This is a genomic window from Pseudomonas sp. H3_E07 (assembly GCF_054668895.1).
In genome coordinates this window covers 4,528,674-4,549,787 of sequence record NZ_CP162795.1, presented here as the reverse complement: position 1 = coordinate 4,549,787, position 21,114 = coordinate 4,528,674, and the positions used below count along the sequence as shown (strand labels likewise).

22 protein-coding genes are annotated in these 21,114 nt (G+C 60.9%); all 22 read right to left on the bottom strand.

Going from position 1 to position 21,114, the window contains the following annotated elements; genetic code table 11:
* Positions 1-14 precede the first annotated feature (14 nt).
* Positions 15-803 carry a CheW domain-containing protein gene (locus AB4O08_RS20915; protein WP_010208784.1) on the bottom strand — a complete coding sequence of 263 codons (789 nt, stop codon included), beginning with the start codon at positions 801-803 and terminating at the stop codon, positions 15-17.
* Positions 803-1,591, bottom strand: coding sequence for a ParA family protein (locus AB4O08_RS20910; RefSeq protein ID WP_010208781.1), 789 nt, complete (start codon positions 1,589-1,591; stop codon positions 803-805). Before AB4O08_RS20910 ends, AB4O08_RS20915 begins: the two co-directional genes overlap by 1 nt.
* A 51-nt stretch (positions 1,592-1,642) precedes the next feature.
* Positions 1,643-2,530, bottom strand: coding sequence for a flagellar motor protein MotD (motD, locus tag AB4O08_RS20905; RefSeq protein ID WP_010208779.1), 888 nt, complete (start codon positions 2,528-2,530; stop codon positions 1,643-1,645).
* A 15-nt stretch (positions 2,531-2,545) separates the two neighbouring features.
* Positions 2,546-3,286 (bottom strand): flagellar motor protein, encoded by a 741-nt coding sequence (locus tag AB4O08_RS20900; RefSeq protein ID WP_010208778.1) that lies wholly within the window; start codon positions 3,284-3,286, stop codon positions 2,546-2,548.
* On the bottom strand, positions 3,286-4,413 hold the full coding sequence (locus AB4O08_RS20895; protein ID WP_010208774.1) for a protein-glutamate methylesterase/protein-glutamine glutaminase: 1,128 nt from the start codon (positions 4,411-4,413) through the stop codon (positions 3,286-3,288). The genes AB4O08_RS20900 and AB4O08_RS20895 overlap by 1 nt, the downstream gene beginning before the upstream one ends.
* A gap of 48 nt (positions 4,414-4,461) precedes the next feature.
* Complete coding sequence (locus tag AB4O08_RS20890; protein WP_010208773.1) at positions 4,462-6,669, bottom strand: chemotaxis protein CheA; 2,208 nt, start codon at positions 6,667-6,669, stop codon at positions 4,462-4,464.
* Positions 6,670-6,680: 11 nt separating this feature from the next.
* Positions 6,681-7,469, bottom strand: a complete 789-nt coding sequence (locus tag AB4O08_RS20885; protein ID WP_010208772.1) for a protein phosphatase CheZ — start codon at positions 7,467-7,469, stop codon at positions 6,681-6,683.
* Positions 7,470-7,487: 18 nt separating this feature from the next.
* Positions 7,488-7,862 (bottom strand): chemotaxis response regulator CheY, encoded by a 375-nt coding sequence (locus AB4O08_RS20880; protein ID WP_162098512.1) that lies wholly within the window; start codon positions 7,860-7,862, stop codon positions 7,488-7,490.
* Between the two features lie 168 nt (positions 7,863-8,030).
* Positions 8,031-8,771, bottom strand: coding sequence for an RNA polymerase sigma factor FliA (gene fliA / locus AB4O08_RS20875; protein WP_010208770.1), 741 nt, complete (start codon positions 8,769-8,771; stop codon positions 8,031-8,033).
* Complete coding sequence (fleN, locus tag AB4O08_RS20870) at positions 8,768-9,601, bottom strand: flagellar synthesis regulator FleN (RefSeq protein ID WP_003192912.1); 834 nt, start codon at positions 9,599-9,601, stop codon at positions 8,768-8,770. The genes fliA and fleN overlap by 4 nt, the downstream gene beginning before the upstream one ends.
* Before the next feature lie 106 nt (positions 9,602-9,707).
* On the bottom strand, positions 9,708-11,024 hold the full coding sequence (gene flhF, locus AB4O08_RS20865; protein WP_010208769.1) for a flagellar biosynthesis protein FlhF: 1,317 nt from the start codon (positions 11,022-11,024) through the stop codon (positions 9,708-9,710).
* A 12-nt stretch (positions 11,025-11,036) separates the two neighbouring features.
* Positions 11,037-13,151, bottom strand: coding sequence for a flagellar biosynthesis protein FlhA (flhA, locus tag AB4O08_RS20860; RefSeq protein WP_197999020.1), 2,115 nt, complete (start codon positions 13,149-13,151; stop codon positions 11,037-11,039).
* 415 nt (positions 13,152-13,566) lie between these two features.
* Entirely contained in the window at positions 13,567-13,770 is a 204-nt protein-coding gene (gene cspE / locus AB4O08_RS20855) for a transcription antiterminator/RNA stability regulator CspE (RefSeq protein WP_010208766.1), read from the bottom strand.
* Positions 13,771-14,136: 366 nt separating this feature from the next.
* A complete protein-coding gene (gene flhB / locus AB4O08_RS20850; RefSeq protein ID WP_460114318.1) occupies positions 14,137-15,273 on the bottom strand; it encodes a flagellar biosynthesis protein FlhB in 1,137 nt (378 codons plus the stop codon).
* A 3-nt stretch (positions 15,274-15,276) separates the two neighbouring features.
* A complete protein-coding gene (gene fliR / locus AB4O08_RS20845) occupies positions 15,277-16,062 on the bottom strand; it encodes a flagellar biosynthetic protein FliR (protein ID WP_021490834.1) in 786 nt (261 codons plus the stop codon).
* 4 nt (positions 16,063-16,066) lie between these two features.
* Complete coding sequence (gene fliQ, locus AB4O08_RS20840; RefSeq protein ID WP_010208761.1) at positions 16,067-16,336, bottom strand: flagellar biosynthesis protein FliQ; 270 nt, start codon at positions 16,334-16,336, stop codon at positions 16,067-16,069.
* A 4-nt stretch (positions 16,337-16,340) separates the two neighbouring features.
* Complete coding sequence (fliP, locus tag AB4O08_RS20835) at positions 16,341-17,084, bottom strand: flagellar type III secretion system pore protein FliP (RefSeq protein ID WP_010208759.1); 744 nt, start codon at positions 17,082-17,084, stop codon at positions 16,341-16,343.
* Positions 17,084-17,527, bottom strand: coding sequence for a flagellar biosynthetic protein FliO (gene fliO / locus AB4O08_RS20830; protein ID WP_010208758.1), 444 nt, complete (start codon positions 17,525-17,527; stop codon positions 17,084-17,086). The genes fliP and fliO overlap by 1 nt, the downstream gene beginning before the upstream one ends.
* Before the next feature lies 1 nt (position 17,528).
* The gene (gene fliN, locus AB4O08_RS20825) at positions 17,529-17,996 is read right to left on the bottom strand and encodes a flagellar motor switch protein FliN (RefSeq protein ID WP_010208756.1); all 468 of its coding nucleotides are present in this window, start codon (positions 17,994-17,996) and stop codon (positions 17,529-17,531) included.
* 46 nt (positions 17,997-18,042) lie between these two features.
* The gene (gene fliM, locus AB4O08_RS20820; RefSeq protein WP_010208755.1) at positions 18,043-19,011 is read right to left on the bottom strand and encodes a flagellar motor switch protein FliM; all 969 of its coding nucleotides are present in this window, start codon (positions 19,009-19,011) and stop codon (positions 18,043-18,045) included.
* A 9-nt stretch (positions 19,012-19,020) separates the two neighbouring features.
* Entirely contained in the window at positions 19,021-19,521 is a 501-nt protein-coding gene (gene fliL / locus AB4O08_RS20815) for a flagellar basal body-associated protein FliL (RefSeq protein ID WP_010208753.1), read from the bottom strand.
* Positions 19,522-19,756: 235 nt separating this feature from the next.
* Positions 19,757-21,094 (bottom strand): flagellar hook-length control protein FliK, encoded by a 1,338-nt coding sequence (locus AB4O08_RS20810; RefSeq protein ID WP_106119530.1) that lies wholly within the window; start codon positions 21,092-21,094, stop codon positions 19,757-19,759.
* Positions 21,095-21,114: the final 20 nt, after the last annotated feature.

Below are 21,114 nucleotides of genomic sequence, written 5' to 3'. Positions count from 1 at the left end.
CCCTTATTGTCCAATCAACTGCGTTTGTTCACTGGCATCGCCTTAACGGCACCGCTGGCGATCAACTCGGCCAGTTCGGCGACGTCGAGCAAAGCGCACATATGTTCGATCACGGTGCCCGCCAGCCAAGGCCGTTGGCCTCGGTGGCTGCGCCATTTGATTTCGTTCGGGTCCAGGCGCAACGAGCGGCTGACTTGATGCACCGCCAACCCCCACTCGTAGCCCTGCACCGAGATCACGTATTGCAAGCCTTGGCGGAAGTCGTCGCGGTAGCGGTCGGGCATCACCCAGCGCGCGGTGTCCAGGACTTTCAGGTTGCCGGCCTGGCTGGGCAGGATGCCAAGAAACCACTCCGGTTGCCCGAACAACGGCGTCAGCTCCTGACCCTCCAGGGAGTAGATCGAGCCCAGGCACACCAGCGGAACTGCCAGGGTCAAGCCGGCGACGTCGAACAGCAGGCACTCGAACGGTTCGGCAGCCCAGCTCGGGCGGTCATCACCGGCCACCGGCGGCGGCGTGATGCTCGGCGGCAGGTGCACTTCCACCACTGGCTCGACCACGGCAGGGGCAACCACCACCGGCGCCACCTGCGGTGTCATCGGCACCACGCTTCGCGCATCCCGGGCTTGTTCTTCCAGCACCGCCAACTGGAATTCATCCAGTACGGCTTCTGGTTCAACAGCCGGTTCCAGTACCAGGATCGGTTCCGGAAATTCTTGCGCGGTCGCATCCTGCAACAAGGCATCCAGGTAGGATTCCAGTGCCAGTTGCGGCCGGGTCTTGAGTTCTACGGGACGGTTCATCACGCCACCTGCGCCACAAGTTGCTGCGACAGCAGGTGCTTGAGCAACGCACGGTAGGCCAGTACGCCGCGGCTTTTCGAGTCGAATTGCGACGGCGCGAGGCCGGCACGGCTGGCGTCACGCAGGCGCGTGTCCACCGGGATGTAGCCGTTCCAGATGGTGTCCGGGTAGGCATCGCGCAACACGCGCAGGGTGCCGAGGGAGGCCTGGGTACGCCGGTCGAACAAGGTCGGCACGATGCTGAACGGCAGCGCCTGTTTGCGCGAACGGTTGATCATCGCCAGGGTGCTGACCATGCGCTCCAGGCCTTTGACGGCCAAGTGCTCGGTTTGCACCGGGATCACCAACTGCTGGCTCGCCGCCAAGGCATTGACCATCAACACCCCCAGCAACGGCGGGCTGTCGATGATCGCGTAGTCGAAGTCCTGCCACAGTTGCGCCAGGGTCTTGGCGATCACCAGGCCCAACCCGCTCTGCCCCGGCGACTGGCGCTCAAGGGTGGCCAGGGCGGTGCTGGACGGCAGCAGGGAAATGCTTTCGTTACTGGTGGGCAGCAGCAGTTGCCCAGGCAAATCGGCCGGTACGCTGCCTTTGTGCAGGAACAGGTCGTAGTTGCTGTGTTCCAGCGCGTCCGGGTCATAGCCGAAATAGCTGGTCATGGAGCCATGGGGGTCCAGGTCCACCACAACCACGCGCTTGCCCGCCTCGGCCAGCAAGCCGGCTAAGGCGATAGAAGTGGTGGTCTTGCCGACTCCACCTTTTTGATTGGCAACTGCCCAGACTCTCATTCGGTTGGTTCCTCCCGGCAGGCACAGGCGCGACCGAGACATTGCATAGGGTTATTGAGCCGGCGACGGAGAATTGACGGCGCTCTGACGAACCGGCGGTTTTACAGGGGGCGGTGCAGTTTGTGTGCCAGCCCGCTTCAAGGCCGCATCCGGTGTTGCATTGGCGGTGCCGGTGCCAGTCAGGCTGCGACGCACATCCAGGTTGCGCGACACCACCAGCACCACCCGACGGTTCTTCGCGCGGCCCTCTGCCGTCGCGTTATTGGCCACCGGCTGGAACTCGCCATAGCCCACCGACGCCAGGCGTCCAGGGTTTATGCCCTGCATCGCCAACATGCGCACGATGCTTGAAGCGCGCGCCGAGGACAGCTCCCAGTTGGTCGGGTACTGCGCGGTGCTGATCGGGAAATTGTCGGTGAAGCCTTCGACATGGATCGGGTTTTCAAACGGCTTGAGGATCGCCGCCACCTTGTCGATGATGGTAAACGCTTGATCGCTCGGCAACGCGTCGGCGCTGGCAAACAGCAGGCTGGAATTGAGCTCGATCTCCACCCACAACTCGTTGCCGCGCACGGTCATCTGGTTGGAACTGATCAGGTCGCCAAACGCTGCGCTGATGTCATCGGCGATGCTTTTCAGCGGATCACTGGTGCCACCCACCCCGGCAGCGGTTTCATCGCTGTCGTTGACCAGCGGCTTGGCCGGGGTCACGGTCTTGGGTCGCTCCTCGCCGATGGGAATGGCCTTGAGCGAGCGGTCGGCGTCGTTGAACACGCCGATCAAGGCCTGGGAAATGACCTTGTACTTGCCTTCGTTGATCGACGAGATGGAGTACATCACCACGAAAAAGGCGAACAGCAGGGTAATGAAGTCCGCGTAGGACACCAGCCACCGCTCATGGTTGACGTGTTCTTCAGGCTCGCGACGGCGACGGCTCACAATGCATACCTCCCATCAATCCATGAAGCCCTGGAGCTTCAATTCGATGGAGCGCGGGTTCTCGCCCTCGGCAATCGACAAAATACCTTCCAACAACATTTCGCGGTAACGCGACTGGCGCATGGCGATCGACTTGAGTTTGCTCGCCACCGGCAACAACACCAGGTTGGCACTGGCCACGCCGTAGATGGTGGCGACAAACGCCACGGCAATACCGCTGCCCAGTTGCGAAGGGTCGGCCAGGTTGCCCATCACGTGGATCAGGCCCATCACCGCACCGATGATGCCGATGGTCGGCGCATAACCGCCCATGCTTTCAAAGACTTTGGCGGCGTTGATGTCGCGGCTTTCCTGGGTATAAAAATCCACTTCCAGGATGCTGCGGATCGCTTCCGGCTCGGCCCCGTCCACCAGCAATTGCAGGCCTTTGCGCGCGTAGCTGTCCGGCTCGGCATCGGCCACGCCTTCCAGCCCCAGCAGGCCTTCCTTGCGCGCGGTGAGACTCCAGTTGACTACACGGTCGATGCCGCCCGGCAGGTCGACACGTGGCGGGAAGATGATCCACACCAGAATCTGCATGGCACGCTTGAACGAGCTCAGGGGCGATTGCAACAACGCAGCACCCACGGTGCCACCGATCACGATCAGCGCCGCCGGGCCGTTGGCCAAGGCACCGAGGTGGCCGCCTTCAAGGTAGTTGCCGCCAATGATCGCGACAAACGCCATGATGATGCCGATCAGGCTCAGGACATCCATCAGAGGCAGGCCTCTACCAGATGCTTGCCGATGTCGTCCAGGCTGTAGACAGCGTCAGCCAGGTCGGCCTTGACGATGGCCATGGGCATGCCGTAGATCACGCAGCTGGCTTCGTCCTGGGCCCAGATGGCGCTGCCGCCTTGCTTGAGCAGGCGCGCGCCTTCACGGCCGTCGGCGCCCATGCCGGTGAGCACCACCGCCAGAACTTTGTCGCCGTAGGACTTGGCCGCCGATCCGAAGGTGATATCCACGCATGGCTTGTAGTTCAGGCGCTCGTCACCCGGCAGGATTTTGATCGCGCCACGGCCGTCCACCATCATCTGCTTGCCACCCGGCGCCAGCAGCGCCAGACCCGGACGCAGGATGTCGCCATCCTCGGCTTCCTTGACGCTGATGCGGCACAGTTTGTCCAGGCGCTCGGCAAAGGCCTTGGTGAACGCAGCGGGCATGTGCTGGATCAGCACGATCGGCGCCGGGAAGTTGGCCGGCAACTGGGTCAATACGCGTTGCAGGGCAACCGGGCCGCCCGTGGACGTACCGATGGCGACCAGCTTATAGGCTTTGCGCTTGGGTGCAGGCGAATACGCCGCCGCAGGTGCAGCCGTACGTACCGGCGGCGCCGCAGGCCGTGCAACCGGCGCAGGCGCCGGGCGACTATACGAAGAACTGGTGGGAGCAGCAGGCGCAGCAACGGGTGCTGGCGCAGGCGCACTGAACAGGCTACGACGGTTACTGCGCGAAATGCTGTGCACCTTCTCGCACAGCATCTGCTTGACCTTCTCGGGGTTGCGCGAGATGTCTTCGAAATTCTTCGGCAGAAAATCCACCGCGCCGGCGTCCAGCGCATCCAGGGTGACCCGGGCGCCTTCGTGAGTCAGCGAGGAGAACATCAACACCGGGGTCGGGCAACGTTGCATGATGTGCCGGACTGCCGTGATGCCATCCATCATCGGCATCTCGTAGTCCATGGTGATCACGTCCGGTTTCAACGCAATGGCTTGATCAATCGCCTCTTTGCCGTTGGTGGCCGTACCGACCACCTGGATGCTTGGATCGGCGGAAAGAATTTCCGAGACGCGGCGACGGAAGAAACCCGAATCGTCCACCACCAGGACCTTGACTGCCATAAACACTCCGTTAGGCGGGGCGGGCACTACCGCCCTGCCCCACCAGAATCAAATACGCCGAGCGGCGTAACGCTTGAGCATGCTCGGAACATCGAGAATCAGCGCGATCCGGCCGTCACCGGTAATGGTCGCACCCGACATGCCCGGGGTTCCCTGCAGCATTTTGCCCAAAGGCTTGATGACCACTTCTTCCTGGCCCACCAGTTGATCGACCACGAAGCCGATGCGCTGGGTGCCCACCGAAAGAATCACCACATGGCCTTCGCGCTGCTCTTCATGCTTGGCCGATGCCACCAGCCAGCGCTTGAGGTAGAACAGTGGCAATGCCTTGTCGCGCACGATCACCACTTCCTGGCCGTCCACCACATTGGTGCGCGACAGGTCGAGGTGGAAGATCTCGTTGACGTTGACCAGCGGGAAAGCGAAGGCCTGGTTGCCCAGCATCACCATCAGGGTCGGCATGATCGCCAAGGTCAACGGCACCTTGATGACGATCTTCGAGCCCTGGCCCTTGGTCGAGTAGATGTTGATCGAGCCGTTGAGCTGGCTGATCTTGGTCTTCACCACGTCCATGCCGACGCCACGGCCGGACACGTCGGAAATCTCGGTCTTGGTCGAGAAGCCCGGGGCGAAGATCAGGTTGTAGCACTCGCTATCGGTCAGGCGGTCGGCGGCGTCCTTGTCCATCACGCCACGCTTGACCGCGATATTGCGCAATATCGCCGGGTCCATGCCCTTGCCGTCGTCAGTGATCGACAACAGGATGTGGTCGCCCTCTTGCTCCGCCGCCAGGATCACTTTGCCGTTGCGGGACTTGCCCGAGGCTTCGCGTTCTTCCGGGGTTTCCACACCGTGGTCGACAGCGTTGCGCACCAAGTGGACCAGCGGGTCGGCCAGGGCCTCGACAAGGTTCTTGTCGAGGTCGGTTTCTTCACCCACCAGTTCTAGGTTGATTTCTTTCTTCAACTGGCGTGCCAGGTCACGAACCAGGCGCGGGAAGCGGCCGAAGACTTTCTTGATCGGCTGCATCCGGGTTTTCATCACGGCGGTCTGCAGGTCGGCGGTCACCACGTCGAGGTTCGACACGGCCTTTTGCATGGCTTCATCGCCGCTGCTCAGGCCCAGGCGCACCAGGCGGTTACGCACCAGTACCAGTTCGCCGACCATGTTCATGATGTCGTCCAGGCGTGCGGTATCAACGCGCACGGTGGTTTCGGCTTCACTGGCGGGTTTATCGGCAACCGGTGCGGCGGCGGCACGTGCCGGAGCTGGTGCGGCAGCCGGCGCAGGTTTGGCCGCTGGTGCAGGGGCAGGCGCTGCAGCTTTGGCGGCAACCGGAGCAGCCGTGGCAACCGTCGCCGCTGGGGCCACTTCGCTGAACTTGCCCTTGCCGTGCAGTTCGTCCAGCAGCGATTCGAACTCATGATCGGAGATCAGGCCGTCGCCGGCCGGTGCTGCACTGGCCGCGGCAGGCGCTGCGGCCGTGGCGGCGACTTCCGGCAAGGCGTCGGCCACGAAGGTGCCCTTGCCGTGCAGTTGGTCGAGCAACGCTTCGAATTCGTCGTCGGTGATATCGGTGTTGGCATTGGCGGTCGGTGCTGCCGGCGCTTCCGACACAGCGGCAGGTGTCACGGCGTCGGCCGCGAACTGGCCTTTGCCATGCAACTGGTCAAGCAGGGATTCGAACTCAGCGTCAGTGATGTCTTCGCTGGTTGGCGCGGCAACAGCCGCAGCCGGTGCTTCTGCCTCGGCCTTCACGGCACTGAGGGAGTTAAGCAACTGCTCGAATTCGCTGTCGGTCACATCCGGCTCGGCCTCAGCCACTGGCTCGGGTGCTGCTTCTGCTACCGGCGCAGCCGACAGGTCGGCGGGCTCCGCATAACGTGCCAGCGCAGCCAACAGTTCCGGAGTGGCCGCGGTGATCGGGGCACGTTCGCGGACTTCGCTGAACATGCCGTTGACCGCATCCAGTGCTTCGAGAATCACGTCCATCAATTCCGAATCAACGTGACGCTCACCCTTGCGCAGGATGTCGAACACGTTCTCGGCAATGTGGCAGCATTCCACCAGCTCATGGAGCTGGAGGAAGCCGGCGCCCCCTTTTACAGTGTGAAAACCGCGAAAAATTGCATTGAGCAGGTTCGCATCATCCGGTCGGCTTTCCAGCTCGACCAGTTGCTCGGACAACTGCTCTAAAATTTCGCCGGCCTCTACAAGGAAATCCTGAAGGATTTCTTCATCGGCGCCGAAGCTCATGTGGGTGCTCCTTAGAAGCCTAAACTGGATAACAGGTCATCAACATCATCTTGACCCGATACAACGTCTTCACGTTTATCGGCATGAATCTGCGGACCTTCACCCTTGGCGAGATGTTTTTTTGGATCTTTTTCCGAGAGGATCGCTTCGCGGTCATGTTCAATGCCGGCAAAACGGTCAACCTGGCCTGCCATAAGCACCAATTTGAGCAAGTTGCTTTCCACTTCGGTGACCAACTGGGTCACACGCTTGATCACCTGACCGGTGAGGTCCTGGTAATCCTGGGCGAGCAGAATGTCGTTGAGGTTGCTGGAAACCGTGCGGTTTTCCTGCTCGCTGCGTGACAAGAACCCTTCGACCCGACGCGCCAACTCACGAAACTCTTCAGCGCCGACTTCGCGGCGCATGAAACGGCCCCAGTCGTTGCTCAGGGCCTGGGCTTCGTTGGCCATACCGTTGACCAGAGGCGTGGCGTTTTCCACCAGGTCCATGGTGCGGTTGGCCGCTGCCTCAGTCAGCCTGACCACATAGGACAGGCGTTCGGTGGCATCAGTGATCTGCGAGATTTCCTCAGCCTGGGGCATGTGTGGGTCAATCTGGAAATTGACGATCGCACTGTGCAGCTCGCGTGTGAGCTTGCCCACTTCCTGGTACAGGCCGCGATCACGGGTCTGGTTGAGCTCATGGATCAACTGCACCGCGTCGCCGAACTGACCTTTTTCAAGGCTTTCGACCAACTGGTGAGCATGCTTTTTCAGGGTCGACTCGAAGTCGGCCTGCGATGATTCTTTATGCTCCATAGCTCCCCCGTGGCAGCATCAATGACCGATGCGGTCGAAGATTTTTTCAATCTTCTCTTTCAAGGCCAATGCAGTGAATGGCTTGACCACGTAACCGTTTACCCCAGCTTGGGCGGCTTCGATGATCTGCTCACGCTTGGCTTCGGCGGTCACCATCAGCACAGGCAGGCCGCGCAGCTTTTCGTCAGCACGTACGTGGCGCAGCAAGTCGATACCGGTCATGCCCGGCATGTTCCAGTCCGTTACCAGAAAGTCGATGCTCCCGCTGTTGAGGATCGGAATGGCCGTAATGCCGTCATCCGCCTCGACCGTGTTAGTGAACCCAAGGTCACGCAACAGGTTTTTTATGATCCGCCGCATCGTTGAGAAGTCATCAACGATGAGGATTTTCATGTTCTTGTCCAATTCGACCTCCAAGCAGTCTTAAACGCGCCCAGCACCTGGACGCGCCATTTCAATCAACAGGCATTACACAAAAAGGACTGCCGAGGGCACCACGGGTCGAACCCGCGAAGGCTGGTCGCCCTCACGGTCTCGTCTGCAGTGTCCCCACACTGCCTGTCAGCGCGCTCGCCACTCTCCCAAACGCCCCCGCAAGCGGGCTGCGCACTGGCTGTGCAACTGGCTGACCCGCGACTCGCTGACCCCCAGGACCTCACCGATTTCCTTGAGGTTCAGCTCTTCGTCGTAGTACAACGCCAACACCAGTCGCTCACGCTCCGGCAAATTGGCAATCGCGTCCGCCAACGCCCCCTGGAAACGCTCATCTTCCAGGTCACGCGATGGCTCCATATGAGCGCTCGCGCCGTCCTCGTGCAGCCCTTCGTGTTCGCCGTCCTGCAACAGGTCGTCGAAACTGAACAGGCGGCTGCCCAAGGTATCGTTCAAAATCCCGTAGTAATCGTCGAGACTCAATTGGAGTTCGGCCGCAACTTCGTGATCTTTAGCGTCGCGACCGGTTTTTGCTTCAATTGCGCGAATTGCGTCACTGACCATGCGCGTATTGCGATGCACCGAACGCGGCGCCCAGTCACCTTTACGCACCTCATCAAGCATCGCACCACGGATACGGATCCCCGCATACGTCTCGAAACTCGCGCCCTTGCTCGCGTCATATTTGGTCGACACTTCGAGCAGGCCGATCATGCCCGCCTGGATCAGGTCTTCGACCTGGACGCTGGCCGGCAGGCGTGCCAGCAGGTGGTAGGCAATGCGCTTGACCAAGGGCGCGTAGCGCTCGATCAACTCGCCCTGACTGTCACGGGCAGACCTCTTGTAAGCGTTGTAGCCAGTCGCTGTCATAGCACGGGTCCTGCGCTCGTCTGATGCACCAATCGCTCGACGAAAAACTCCAGATGCCCCCGTGGGTTGGCGGGCAACGGCCAGGTATCGACCTTCTGGGCAATAGCCTTGAACGCCAATGCGCACTTGGAACGAGGGAACGCTTCGTAGACTGCACGCTGCTTTTGCACAGCCTTGCGCACACACTCGTCGTAGGGCACTGCGCCGACGTATTGTAAGGCGACATCGAGGAAACGATCCGTGACCTTGGTCAACTTGGCGAACAGGTTGCGCCCTTCCTGCGGGCTCTGGGCCATGTTGGCCAAGACGCGGAAGCGGTTCATGCCGTAGTCACGGTTAAGCAGTTTGATCAGGGCGTAGGCGTCGGTGATCGAGGTGGGTTCGTCGCAGACCACCAGCAACACTTCCTGCGCGGCGCGCACGAAGCTGACCACGGACTCGCCGATCCCGGCGGCGGTGTCAATCACCAGCACGTCGAGGTTATCGCCGATATCACTGAACGCCTGGATGAGGCCGGCATGCTGCGCCGGGCTCAGGTGCACCATGCTCTGGGTGCCCGAGGCAGCCGGCACGATGCGGATGCCACCGGGGCCCTGCAGCAGCACATCGCGCAGCTCGCAGCGGCCCTCGATCACATCGGCAAGGGTATGTTTGGGCGTCAGCCCCAGCAGAACGTCGACGTTCGCCAGGCCCAGGTCAGCATCCAACAGCATGACGCGACGGCCAAGCTCTGCCAGGGCCAGGGACAAATTCACTGACACGTTAGTTTTCCCGACGCCACCTTTGCCGCCGGTCACCGCGATCACCTGTACGGGATGCATGCTGCCCATTTTATTTCTTTACCTTGTCTTGCTTAGACGCAGGCTACATGGCTTGGCCGCGTGAATCGCTTGCAGACCATCGATGTAGATACATTTCACGGTGTTCATCCTGCCCTCAACCGACCCGTTTTGCCGGGTTGTGATAAAGGTCGGCGAACATATCAGCCATCGCTTCCTCGCTAGGCTCTTCTTGCATTTGCACGCTGACTGCACGGCTGACCAACTGATGACGGCGCGGCAGATGCAGATCATCCGGGATCCGCGGCCCGTCGGTCAGGTAAGCGACCGGCAATTCATGACTGATGGCCAGGCTCAACACCTCGCCCAGGCTCGCGGTTTCGTCGAGCTTGGTGAGGATGCAACCGGCCAGGCCGCAGCGTTTGTAGCTGTGATACGCAGCGGTAAGAACCTGTTTCTGGCTGGTGGTTGCAAGCACCAGGTAGTTTTTCGATTTGATGCCACGTCCGGCCAGGCTTTCAAGCTGCATGCGCAATGCCGGGTCGCTGGCTTGCAGGCCGGCGGTATCGATCAATACCACGCGTTTGCGCAGCAGCGGGTCGAGGGCGTTGGCCAGGGACTGGCCCGGGTCGACGTGAGTCACCGATACATTGAGAATACGGCCCAGCGTCTTGAGCTGCTCCTGGGCACCAATACGGTAGCTGTCCATGCTCACCAGCGCGATATTCTGTGCGCCGTATTTGAGTACGTAACGGGCCGCCAGCTTGGCCAGGGTGGTGGTCTTGCCCATGCCGGCAGGGCCGACCATGGCGATCACACCGCCCTCTTCCAATGGTTCGATTTCCGGGGTAACGATCATCCGTGCCAGGTGGGCCAGCAACATGCGCCAAGCCTGGCGAGGCTCTTCGATTTCGGTGGTCAAGGCCAGCAGGTCGCGGGACAACGGGCCGGACAAGCCGATACGTTGCAGGCGCCGCCACAGGTTGGCCTGTTGCGGCTTGCTGCCTTGCAGCTGGTTCCAGGCCAACGAGCCAAGCTGCACTTCCAGCAGCTCACGCAGGCCATTGAGTTCAAAGCGCATCGAGTCGAACACCCGCTGGTCAACCGCAGGCGCCGGAGCAGGCGCAGCAGGACGTGGCGGTTCTTTGAAGGTCGGCTCGACCAGCGGCTCGGAAGCGGTCAGCGGCAGGCCGGCGAACAACTGGCGATTAGTGGTGGCATCGCTGTCGCCGCGCATGCTCAGTTCCGCCTGGGCCGAGACAATGCGTGAAGCAGTCTTGCGCAGCTCGTCTTCGAGCTCCATGTTCGGCACACGCGGCGCCAGGGCCTGGGGGGTGTAATCCAGGGCAGCCGTCAGCTCGACACCGCCGGCAATACGACGGTTTCCGATAATCGCGGCGTCAGCGCCCAGCTCATCACGAACCAGTTTCATGGCCTGACGCATATCGGCGGCGAAAAAACGCTTCACTTGCATAACCCACTACCCTCAGCCATTGGGGCCTACTGTCGCGACGATAGTCACTTGCTTGTTGTCAGGAATTTCCTGATAAGCCAAAACGTGCAAATTCGGTACTGCCAGGCGTCCAAACCGCGACAACATCGCCCGGACGGGGCCTGCCACCAGCAGAATCACCGGTTGGCCCTGCATTTCCTGGCGCTGTGCGGCGTCGATCAACGAACGCTGCAGCTTCTCAGCCATGCTTGGCTCCAGCAGAACGCCCTCTTCCTGGCCTTGTCCTGCCTTCTGAATACTATTGAGCAATATTTGTTCCAACCTTGGTTCCAAGGTGATCACAGGCAGCTCGGAGTCAAGCCCTACAATGCTTTGGACGATTGCACGCGACAATCCGACGCGCACCGCGGCCACCAGGGCGGCAGTATCTTGACTCTTGGCGGCATTGTTGGCGATGGCCTCGGCAATGCTGCGGATGTCCCGTACCGGCACCTGTTCGGCCAGCAATGCCTGCAACACCTTGAGCAACTGCGACAGCGACAGCACACCCGGCACCAGCTCTTCGGCCAGTTTCGGCGACGCTTTGGCCAGCAAACCCATCAATTGCTGGACTTCCTCATGGCCAATCAGCTCATGGGAGTGCTTGTACAGGATCTGGTTGAGGTGGGTGGCGACCACGGTGCTGGCGTCCACCACGGTGTAGCCGAGGGATTGTGCCTGGCTGCGCTGGCTGATTTCGATCCACACCGCGTCCAGGCCAAAAGCCGGATCTTTGGCGGTAATACCGTTGAGGCTGCCGAACACCTGCCCTGGGTTGATCGCCAGTTCGCGGTCTGGGTAGATCTCGGCTTCGGCCAAGATCACGCCCATGAGGGTCAGGCGATAGGCACTCGGAGCCAGGTCGAGGTTGTCGCGGATGTGCACGGTGGGCATCAAAAAGCCCAGGTCCTGGGACAGCTTCTTGCGCACGCCCTTGATCCGCGCGAGCAATTGGCCGCCCTGGTTGCGGTCCACCAGCGGGATCAGGCGGTAGCCGACTTCCAGGCCGATCATGTCGATCGGGGTCACGTCATCCCAGCCCAGCTCCTTGGTTTCCTGAGCGCGGGCCGGGGAAGGCAGCAGTTCCTGTTGGCGCGCGATCTCTTGCTGGGCCTGGACCTTGACCGCATTCTGCTTTTTCCAGAACAGGTAAGCACCGCCAGCCGCCATGGCTGCCATGCTCAGGAACGACACGTGGGGCATGCCCGGTACAATACCCATGATCGCCATGATGCCCGCCGCCACGGCCAAGGCCTTGGGCGAGGCAAACATCTGCCGGCTGATCTGCTTGCCCATGTCTTCGGAGCCCGAAGCACGAGTCACCATGATCGCCGCAGCTGTAGATAACAACAGTGATGGCAATTGCGCCACTAAACCGTCACCGATGGTCAGCAGGGCGTACACCTTGCCCGCATCGCCGAAGGTCATGCCGTGCTGGAAGATACCCACGGCCATACCGCCGATGAGGTTGATGAACAGAATCAGCAGGCCGGCGATGGCATCACCGCGCACGAACTTGCTGGCACCGTCCATGGAACCGTAGAACTCGGCTTCCTGGGCCACTTCCAGGCGGCGCGACTTGGCTTGGTTCTGGTCGATCAGTCCGGCGTTGAGGTCAGCGTCGATCGCCATCTGCTTGCCGGGCATCGCATCGAGGGTAAAACGCGCGCTCACCTCGGAAATCCGCCCGGCGCCCTTGGTTACTACCACGAAGTTGATGATCATCAGGATCGCGAACACCACGATACCGACCACGTAGTTACCGCCGATCACCACCTCACCGAAGGCCTGGATCACCTTACCGGCGGCAGCGTGACCGTCCTGACCGTGGAGCATGACCACACGGGTGGACGCGACGTTGAGCGCCAGTCGCAGCAGGGTCGCCACCAGCAGAATGGTCGGGAATACGGCGAAATCCAAGGGCCGCAGGGCGTACACGCAGACCAGCAGTACCACGACGGAAAGGGCAATGTTGAAGGTGAAGAACACGTCCAGCAGGAACGGCGGCATCGGCAACATCATCATTGCCAGCATCACCAGCAACAACAACGGCACACCCAGATTGCCTCGCGAGAGGTCAGTCAGGGTCGTCCGGGCCGTGCCGAGCATTTGAGAGCGATCCACCACCGGTATTCCTCGTTTCCTTGAAGCAAAGTTTTGACGCGGTCAGGCGTCTTGCAGGTGGTATTGCAAGAAGCCTTCCAACTTTTGTTTTCCCGGTTACATCGCTTGCGGCGCGAGCGTTGATGAGCTCACAAGCAACCGCCCCCCCCCAAAAAAAGTGTAAATCGATTCAAATGTGGGAGCGGGCTTGCTCGCGAAGGCGGAGGGTCAGCCAGCATGTCTGGCGACTGATCGTCAGCATTCGCGAGCAAGCCCGCTCCCACAGTTTGGATTTGTGTCCGCCTGCTGCTACAGCGGAAATGTCCGACAAGGTGTTAAGGCGGCCCCTGGGAAAGCCGCTAACTAGTCTCCGTACACCCAGTCGACGCTTTTTTAGCGTCTACTGAAACAATCATGAGGTTCATAGGACGCGGACGTTTTCAGCCTGAGCACCTTTGGCGCCTTGGGTAACCTCGAACTCGACTTTTTGCCCCTCTTCAAGGGTCTTGAAACCGTCGCTCTTGATCGCCGAATAGTGGACAAAAACGTCAGCGCTGCCATCGTCAGGGGTAATAAACCCAAACCCCTTCTCCGCGTTAAACCATTTCACCGTGCCTGTTGCCATTTCCGTTCTCCTCACATCTCATTCAAGGACGTGCGGGACAACTGTGGCGTCTAACGCATAGACGCCACAGGGTCGGTGGATCATGCGAAATTCCACTTGCTGGCCCACGGCAAGCCAAATGCCGCGTGAACCGAAGAGATCCACTTGCACGTCATCCTCACCTTCCAGGGCAATCCAACCTTTCCCTGTCTTGCGGTCATAAGATTTGACTGTGCCTCTGAACACCTTCAAAACCACCTCTCCCTGCATCTTGTTTACCGCCTGCGCGCAGTGCTGGTTGTAGTAGAACTGCGAGACGCAGAGGATGACTACTGTCAAAGTTGACAGGTAGACGGGCGATCAGGAGGAATGGTAAGGCGGAGCCGATCAGGAATCGCGGCGCAGGTCCGGGGGGATTGGCAGGTCCTTGAGCGATTCAGGCCGCTTGCCCTTGCCCGCGCGGTACTGGCGGATCTGATAGACATACGCCAGCACCTGGGCCACGGCCAGGTAGAGCCCGGCCGGGATTTCCTGGTCCAGGTCAGTGGAATAGAAGATCGACCGCGCCAGTTCCGGCGATTCCAGCAGCAGGATGTCATTGGCCACGGCGATTTCGCGGATTTTCAGCGCGGTAAAGTCGCTGCCCTTGGCCAGCAGCATCGGCGCGCCACCCTTCTCCGGGTCGTACTTGAGGGCTACCGCATAGTGGGTCGGGTTGGTGATGACCACGTCGGCGTCGGGCACCGCGGCCATCATCTTGCGCTGGGACATTTCGCGCTGCAGCTGGCGAATACGCTGTTTGACCTCTGGGCGACCTTCCTGGTCCTTGTGCTCGTCGCGCACTTCCTGCTTGGTCATCAGCAATTTCTTGTGGCTTTCCCACAGCTGGATCGGCGCATCCACGGCAGCAATGATGATCAGCCCGGCGGCCATCCACAACGCGCTCCACCCCACCACTTGCACGCTGTGGATGATTGCCGACTCCAGCGGTTCATGGGCGATGCGCAGCAGGTCGTCGATGTCGGACGACAACACCATCAGCGCCACAAACAGGATCAGAATGAATTTGGCCAGGGCCTTGAGCAACTCCACCAGGGCCTTGGTGGAAAACATGCGCTTGAGCCCCGCAGCAGGGTTCATCCGACTGAACTTGGGCGCCATGCTGCCGGCGGCGAACAGCCAGCCACCCAGGGCGACCGGGCCGATCAGTGCAGCCAACAGCAAGGTGATCAGAATCGGTTGTACCGCCAGGATCGCGATCTTGCCCGAGTGCAGCAGGTATTGGCCCATGGCATCGGGATTGAGCAACACGTCGCGGGGCAAAGTGAAGTTGTGCTTCATCAACTCCATCAGGTCCAGCGCCAGGCCGCCACCGTAGATCAGCAAGGCGCCGGCACCCGCCATCATGGTGGCAACGGTATTCAGCTCTTTGGAGCGCGCAATCTCGCCCTTTTCCCTGGAGTCTTTTTTGCGTTTCTCCGTGGGGTCTTCTGTTTTGTCCTGACCACTCTCGCTCTCGGCCATGGCTCAGCGCGCCCGTGCCAGATCACGTAAGAACTGCAAGGCGTCGGTCGCCAGCGGTTGATACTGATTGAGAATGTCGGCCAGGCCGACCCAGAAAATCCCCATGCCCAATACCAGGGTCAACGGGAAGCCAATCGAGAAGATGTTCAATTGCGGCGCCGCACGGGTCATCACGCCGAACGCGATGTTGACCACCAGCAACGCGGTAATCGCCGGCAACACCAGCAACAGCGACGCGCCGAATACCCAACCCAGGCGTCCGACGACCTCCCAGAAGTGATTGACCACCAACCCCGACCCTACCGGCAAGGTGGTGAAGCTTTCGGTCATCACCTCGAACGCCACCAGATGGCCATTCATCGCCAGGAACAGCAAGGTCACCAGCATGGTCAGGAACTGACCGATTACCGCCGCCGACACACCGTTAGTAGGGTCGACCATGGAGGCGAAGCCCATGCCCATCTGGATCGAGATGATTTGGCCGGCCACCACAAAGGCCTGGAAAAACAGCGTCAGGGAAAAGCCCATCAGCGCGCCGATCAGGATCTGCTCGGCAATCAACAGCAACGCACTGAGATCGATGGCATTGACCGGCGGCATCGGCGGTAAGCCTGGCACGATCACCACGGTAATCGCCACCGCAAAGTACAGGCGCACGCGGCGTGGTACGAGGGTGGTACCAAACACCGGCATGGCCATCAACATCGCCGTCACCCGGAACATTGGCAGGATGAAAGACGCCACCCAGGTGCTGATCTGGGTGTCGGTCAACGCCAGCAACGACTGCATCAGGTCAGCCGATCAACTGCGGAATACTGCCGTACAACTGCAGGATGTATTCCATGAATGTCTGCACCAGCCAAGGGCCGGCCACGATCAGGGTAACCAGCATCACCAGCAGACGCGGCAAAAAGCTCAAGGTCTGTTCGTTGATCTGGGTCGCGGCCTGGAACATCGCCACCAGCAGGCCCACCAACAGGCTTGGCACTACCAGCACGGCGACCATCACGGTGGTCAGCCACAGCGCTTCACGGAACAGGTCGACAGCTACTTCTGGCGTCATCGCGCTATACCCCGCCGAAACTGCCGGCCAGGGTGCCGATAATCAGCGCCCAGCCGTCCACCAGCACAAACAGCATGATCTTGAACGGCAACGAAATGATCAGCGGCGACAGCATCATCATACCCATGGCCATCAGCACGCTCGCCACCACCAGGTCGATGATCAGGAACGGGATGAAGATCATGAAACCGATCTGGAATGCGGTCTTCAATTCCGACGTGACGAACGCCGGCACCAGGATCGTCAGCGGCGCCTGATCCGGCGTAGCGATGTCGGTCCGCTTGGACAGGCGCATGAACAGTTCAAGGTCGCTGGAGCGGGTCTGCGACAGCATAAAGTCCTTGATCGGGCCCTGGGCCTTGTCGATTGCGTCCTGGGCGGTCATTTTTTCCGCCAGGTAAGGTTGCAGGGCTTGCTGGTTCACCTTGTCGAACACCGGCGCCATGATGAACAGCGTCAGGAACAGGGCCATGCCGGTGAGGATCTGGTTCGACGGCGTCTGCTGCAGGCCCAGGGCCTGGCGCAGGATCGAGAACACGATGATGATCCGCGTGAAGCTGGTCATCAGCATGACGAACGCCGGGATAAAGCTCAGCGCCGTCATGATCAGCAGGATCTGCAGGCTGACCGAGTATTCCTGCGCGCCGGTCGCGTTGGTCCCCAGCGTAATCGCCGGGATCGACAACGGGTCGGCGCCAAACGCCAATGGCGCCGCCAGCAACAGCATGAGCGTCAATAAAACGCGCATTACTTCTTATCCTTCTGATCCTTGCCCAGCAATTCCATCAGGCGCTGGGCGAATTCTGGCGTGGCGGGCGGGTTCTGATCCACGCTCACCGGGGTCTTGAGCACATGCAACGGAGTAATGCGACCGGGCGTGATGCCCAGCAGGATCTGCTCCTCGCCCACTTGCACCAACACCAGCCGATCACGCGGGCCGAGGGCGCGGGAACCGATCATCTCGATCACCTGGCCGTTGCCCGGCCCCACGCGCTGCACGCGGCGCAGCAACCACGCCAGTGCGAAGATCAAACCCACCACCAGCAACAGGCCCAGCACCAACTGGGTCAATTGCCCGCCGATACCGCTGCTTACCACCGGCGCAGCCGCGGCGGTCGCGTGCGCGGCCGGCTCAGCCGCCAGGGCGCTCAATGGCAGCGCCAGAAACAGTCCCGCCATCGAATACTTCATATCAGCGCAACTTCTTGATGCGTTCGCTCGGGCTGATCACGTCGGTCAGGCGGATGCCGAACTTCTCGTTGACCACCACCACTTCTCCGTGGGCAATCAGGGTGCCGTTGACCAGCACGTCCAGCGGTTCGCCGGCCAAGCGGTCCAACTCGATCACCGAGCCCTGGTTGAGTTGCAGCAGGTTGCGAATGTTGATTTCGGTGCTGCCGACTTCCATGGAGATCGACACCGGGATGTCGAGGATCACATCCAGGTTCGGGCCGTCGAGGGTCACCGGTTCGTTGTTTTTCGGCACGCTGCCGAATTCTTCCATCGGCAGGCGGTTGCCGGCCGGCGCGGTGGCGGCGTCAGCGGCCAGCAGCGCGTCAATGTCGTCCTGGCCGACATCGCCGGTTTCTTCCAAGGCTGCCGCCCATTCGTCAGCCAGGGCCTGGTCTTCGGCGGAAGTGTTTTCGTGTTCGGTAGCCATTACATGTCCTCGGCGGAGCAAACATTCATAAATTAATTAGGGCGAATCAGCGACGGTTGATCGGCTCGACCACTTGCAGTGCCAGGTTGCCCTTGTGGGAACCGAGCTTGACCTTGAACGACGGCACGCCGTTGGCGCGCATGATCATTTCTTCCGGCAATTCGACGGGGATGATGTCCCCCGGCTGCATGTGCAAAATATCGCGCAGGCGCAATTGGCGACGGGCCACGGTGGCGCTCAGTGGAACGTCGACGTCCAGCAGGTCTTCGCGCAGAGCCTTGACCCAGCGTTCGTCCTGGTCGTCCAGGTCGGACTGGAAGCCGGCGTCGAGCATCTCGCGCACCGGCTCGATCATCGAGTAAGGCATGGTCACGTGCAGGTCGCCGCCACCGCCATCGAGTTCGATGTGGAAGGTCGACACCACGATGGCTTCGCTGGGTCCGACGATGTTGGCCATGGCCGGGTTCACTTCCGAGTTGATGTACTCGAAATTGACTTCCATGATCGCCTGCCAGGCTTCTTTCAAGTCGATGAAAGCCTGTTCCAGCACCATGCGCACCACACGCAGTTCGGTAGGCGTGAACTCACGCCCTTCGATCTTGGCGTGACGGCCGTCGCCACCGAAGAAGTTGTCCACCAGCTTGAACACCAGTTTGGCATCGAGGATGAACAGCGCGGTGCCGCGCAGCGGCTTGATCTTGACCAGGTTGAGGCTGGTGGGCACGTACAGCGAGTGCACGTACTCGCCGAACTTCATCACCTGCACGCCGCCCACCGCCACGTCCGCCGAACGGCGCAGCATGTTGAACATGCTGATGCGGGTGTAACGGGCGAAACGTTCGTTGATCATCTCCAGGGTCGGCATGCGCCCACGGACGATACGATCCTGGCTGGTGAGGTCATAACTTTTGACGCTGCCGGGCTCGGCAGCCATTTCGGTCTGTACCAGACCATCGTCGACGCCATGCAGCAGCGCGTCGATTTCATCCTGGGACAGCAGGTCTTGCACGGCCATGTCGTGATCCTACTGCAATACGAAGTTAGTGAAGAGCGCCTGCTCGACCACGACTTTGCCGAGTTCCTTCTGGGCCACTTCCTGCACGCTGGCCGTGACCTTCTGGCGCAGCATTTCCTGGCCCACCGGGGTGGCAAGTGTGTCGAAGGCCTGACTGGAGAACAGCATCACCAGGTTGTTGCGGATCACTGGCATGTGCACCTTGAGGGCGTCCAGGTCCGACTGGTTGCGGGCCAGCAACGTGATGCTCACCTGCAGGTAACGCTGACGACCGTTCTGATTGAAGTTGGCGACAAAGGCCGGAAGCATCGGCTCGAAGATTGCCGGTTGCTTGACGTTACTGGCGGTTTCGGCAGCGGGTGCCGGCTTGCTGGCATTGCTGTGCATAATGTACCAAGTGCCGCCGACCGAGGCGCCGATGGCCAGGAGCAGGCCCACGACTATCAACAGGATAAGCTTGAGCTTACCTTTGCCTGCGGGTGCTTTTGCTGCGTCGTCGCTCTTCGCCATGCCAATAATCCGTCACTATTCGGGAATTCATAGATCTACGGAAAGGCAAGAGCAAGTGTTATGCCAGAGTTGTCTGGTGGATTTGGAAGAGGGCTACGATATTGGCCATGGAACAGGTCCCATGCGGGAGCGGGCTTGCTCGCGAAAGCAGTAGGTCAGTCGACTGATTCAGCGACTGATACACCGCTTTCGCGAGCAAGCCCGCTCCCACATTTGGGCCTGTGCAGGGCTCGAGTCAGGCGTAGTAATCGACGGCGCTGGAGCCGATTACGGTTGAGGTGACCGGCGCCACGGCTTCAGCCACATCAATGTGGCTACCACTGTCGCTGTTATCACCACCGCGCCCGCCGCTGCCGCTCACGCCACGGGTCTGGGCCTGTTGCTGCTGTTGCTCTTGGCCACGGGACTGGTCGGACACGTTCACATCCACTTGGCCCATGCCCTGCTGGGCAAACATCTCCCGCAAACGGCCGGACTGGCTTTCCAACGCTTCACGTACCACCGGATGGGCGCTCATGAAGTTGACCTGGGCCTGCTGGTCGGCGGTCATGTTGACCTTGATGTCCAGGCGACCGAGTTCAGCCGGCTGCAACTGGATCTCCGCCGACTTGAGGTTGGCGCTGGACAGGTACATCACGCGGTTGACGATTTCGTCGGTCCAGCCGCTCTGGTGCATGGCCAATGGCGCATTGGTCACCGGCGGCAAAGCGTTGGCGGTCTTCGGCGTGGCGGCTTGCGTCAACGCGGCCAGACGGTTGGCGAAGTCATCGACACGGGTGTCGCTGCTGGCGTTCTTCAGGTCCTTGAGACCGTCGTCGATCAGCCCGCTGAAAGCCTTGTCACCGCCCTGGTCAGTGCTGTCCTTGGTGGCTTGCTGGTCGACCATAGTGGCCAGGCCTGCGGCAAAGTTCTGTGCGGCGGTGGGTTGATCCTGAGTCGGTGCCGAAGCGGTTTTTGCCTGGGCCTGACTGCTGGCCGACACGTGACCGCCCTGCTCCATCGCCAGGCGCACGGCGGGCATGGCGTCCAAGGGATCGGCCTCTGGATCGAAGGCCGGCTTGGCCTCCTCAGTCGCAGCGACCGGCGCCGCCACCACCGGCAGGGCTTTTTCATCCTTGTTGGTGACAGGCGCTGGGGTTTCAACCGGCACCGGCACGGCCACCGGGGTGACGGTGGCAATCAATGCAGGGTCGACGACCGGGTCCACCGGGGGCTGCTGCACCAGGGAAGGGTCGGCGGGCGCGTCGTCATCCTTGCTGGCACTGTCGTCGGTGTTGGCCGGAGGGGTGGCAGGCAAGGGTTTGCCGCTATCGGCAACGGCTGGTGTGCTGGCGGCAGGCTTGTCGTTGCCCGCTGCCGGCTTGGCGCTGGCGTCGGAAGGCTTGCCTGCGGTGGATTTGGGCGCGTTGTCGTCGGCCTTGGCCGTGGGCTTGGAACCCTGGCTGGCAAACACTTGAGCGAAGCCAGGGCCCTTGTCCCGTGGGTCCGCTGCCACTGCCGGTGGGTTGGCGGCGGGCGCTTGAGGCTTGGCCGCGGGGGCAGCCTGAAGGAGCGAATTCGGGGCGACTGGCATAGGTAAAGGTCTCCACTGCA

Bases quoted from the DNA above. Each gene is read 5' to 3' on its own strand.
- AB4O08_RS20915 (WP_010208784.1), bottom strand. From the start codon at position 803: ATGAACCGTCCCGTAGAACTCAAGACCCGGCCGCAACTGGCACTGGAA.
- AB4O08_RS20910 (WP_010208781.1), bottom strand. From the start codon at position 1,591: ATGAGAGTCTGGGCAGTTGCCAATCAAAAAGGTGGAGTCGGCAAGACC.
- AB4O08_RS20900 (WP_010208778.1), bottom strand. From the start codon at position 3,286: ATGGATGTCCTGAGCCTGATCGGCATCATCATGGCGTTTGTCGCGATC.
- AB4O08_RS20895 (WP_010208774.1), bottom strand. From the start codon at position 4,413: ATGGCAGTCAAGGTCCTGGTGGTGGACGATTCGGGTTTCTTCCGTCGC.
- AB4O08_RS20890 (WP_010208773.1), bottom strand. From the start codon at position 6,669: ATGAGCTTCGGCGCCGATGAAGAAATCCTTCAGGATTTCCTTGTAGAG.
- AB4O08_RS20885 (WP_010208772.1), bottom strand. From the start codon at position 7,469: ATGGAGCATAAAGAATCATCGCAGGCCGACTTCGAGTCGACCCTGAAA.
- AB4O08_RS20880 (WP_162098512.1), bottom strand. From the start codon at position 7,862: ATGAAAATCCTCATCGTTGATGACTTCTCAACGATGCGGCGGATCATA.
- fliA (WP_010208770.1), bottom strand. From the start codon at position 8,771: ATGACAGCGACTGGCTACAACGCTTACAAGAGGTCTGCCCGTGACAGT.
- fleN (WP_003192912.1), bottom strand. From the start codon at position 9,601: ATGGGCAGCATGCATCCCGTACAGGTGATCGCGGTGACCGGCGGCAAA.
- flhF (WP_010208769.1), bottom strand. From the start codon at position 11,024: ATGCAAGTGAAGCGTTTTTTCGCCGCCGATATGCGTCAGGCCATGAAA.
- flhA (WP_197999020.1), bottom strand. From the start codon at position 13,151: ATGCTCGGCACGGCCCGGACGACCCTGACTGACCTCTCGCGAGGCAAT.
- cspE (WP_010208766.1), bottom strand. From the start codon at position 13,770: ATGGCAACAGGCACGGTGAAATGGTTTAACGCGGAGAAGGGGTTTGGG.
- flhB (WP_460114318.1), bottom strand. From the start codon at position 15,273: ATGGCCGAGAGCGAGAGTGGTCAGGACAAAACAGAAGACCCCACGGAG.
- fliR (WP_021490834.1), bottom strand. From the start codon at position 16,062: ATGCAGTCGTTGCTGGCGTTGACCGACACCCAGATCAGCACCTGGGTG.
- fliQ (WP_010208761.1), bottom strand. From the start codon at position 16,336: ATGACGCCAGAAGTAGCTGTCGACCTGTTCCGTGAAGCGCTGTGGCTG.
- fliP (WP_010208759.1), bottom strand. From the start codon at position 17,084: ATGCGCGTTTTATTGACGCTCATGCTGTTGCTGGCGGCGCCATTGGCG.
- fliO (WP_010208758.1), bottom strand. From the start codon at position 17,527: ATGAAGTATTCGATGGCGGGACTGTTTCTGGCGCTGCCATTGAGCGCC.
- fliN (WP_010208756.1), bottom strand. From the start codon at position 17,996: ATGGCTACCGAACACGAAAACACTTCCGCCGAAGACCAGGCCCTGGCT.
- fliM (WP_010208755.1), bottom strand. From the start codon at position 19,011: ATGGCCGTGCAAGACCTGCTGTCCCAGGATGAAATCGACGCGCTGCTG.
- fliL (WP_010208753.1), bottom strand. From the start codon at position 19,521: ATGGCGAAGAGCGACGACGCAGCAAAAGCACCCGCAGGCAAAGGTAAG.
- AB4O08_RS20810 (WP_106119530.1), bottom strand. From the start codon at position 21,094: ATGCCAGTCGCCCCGAATTCGCTCCTTCAGGCTGCCCCCGCGGCCAAG.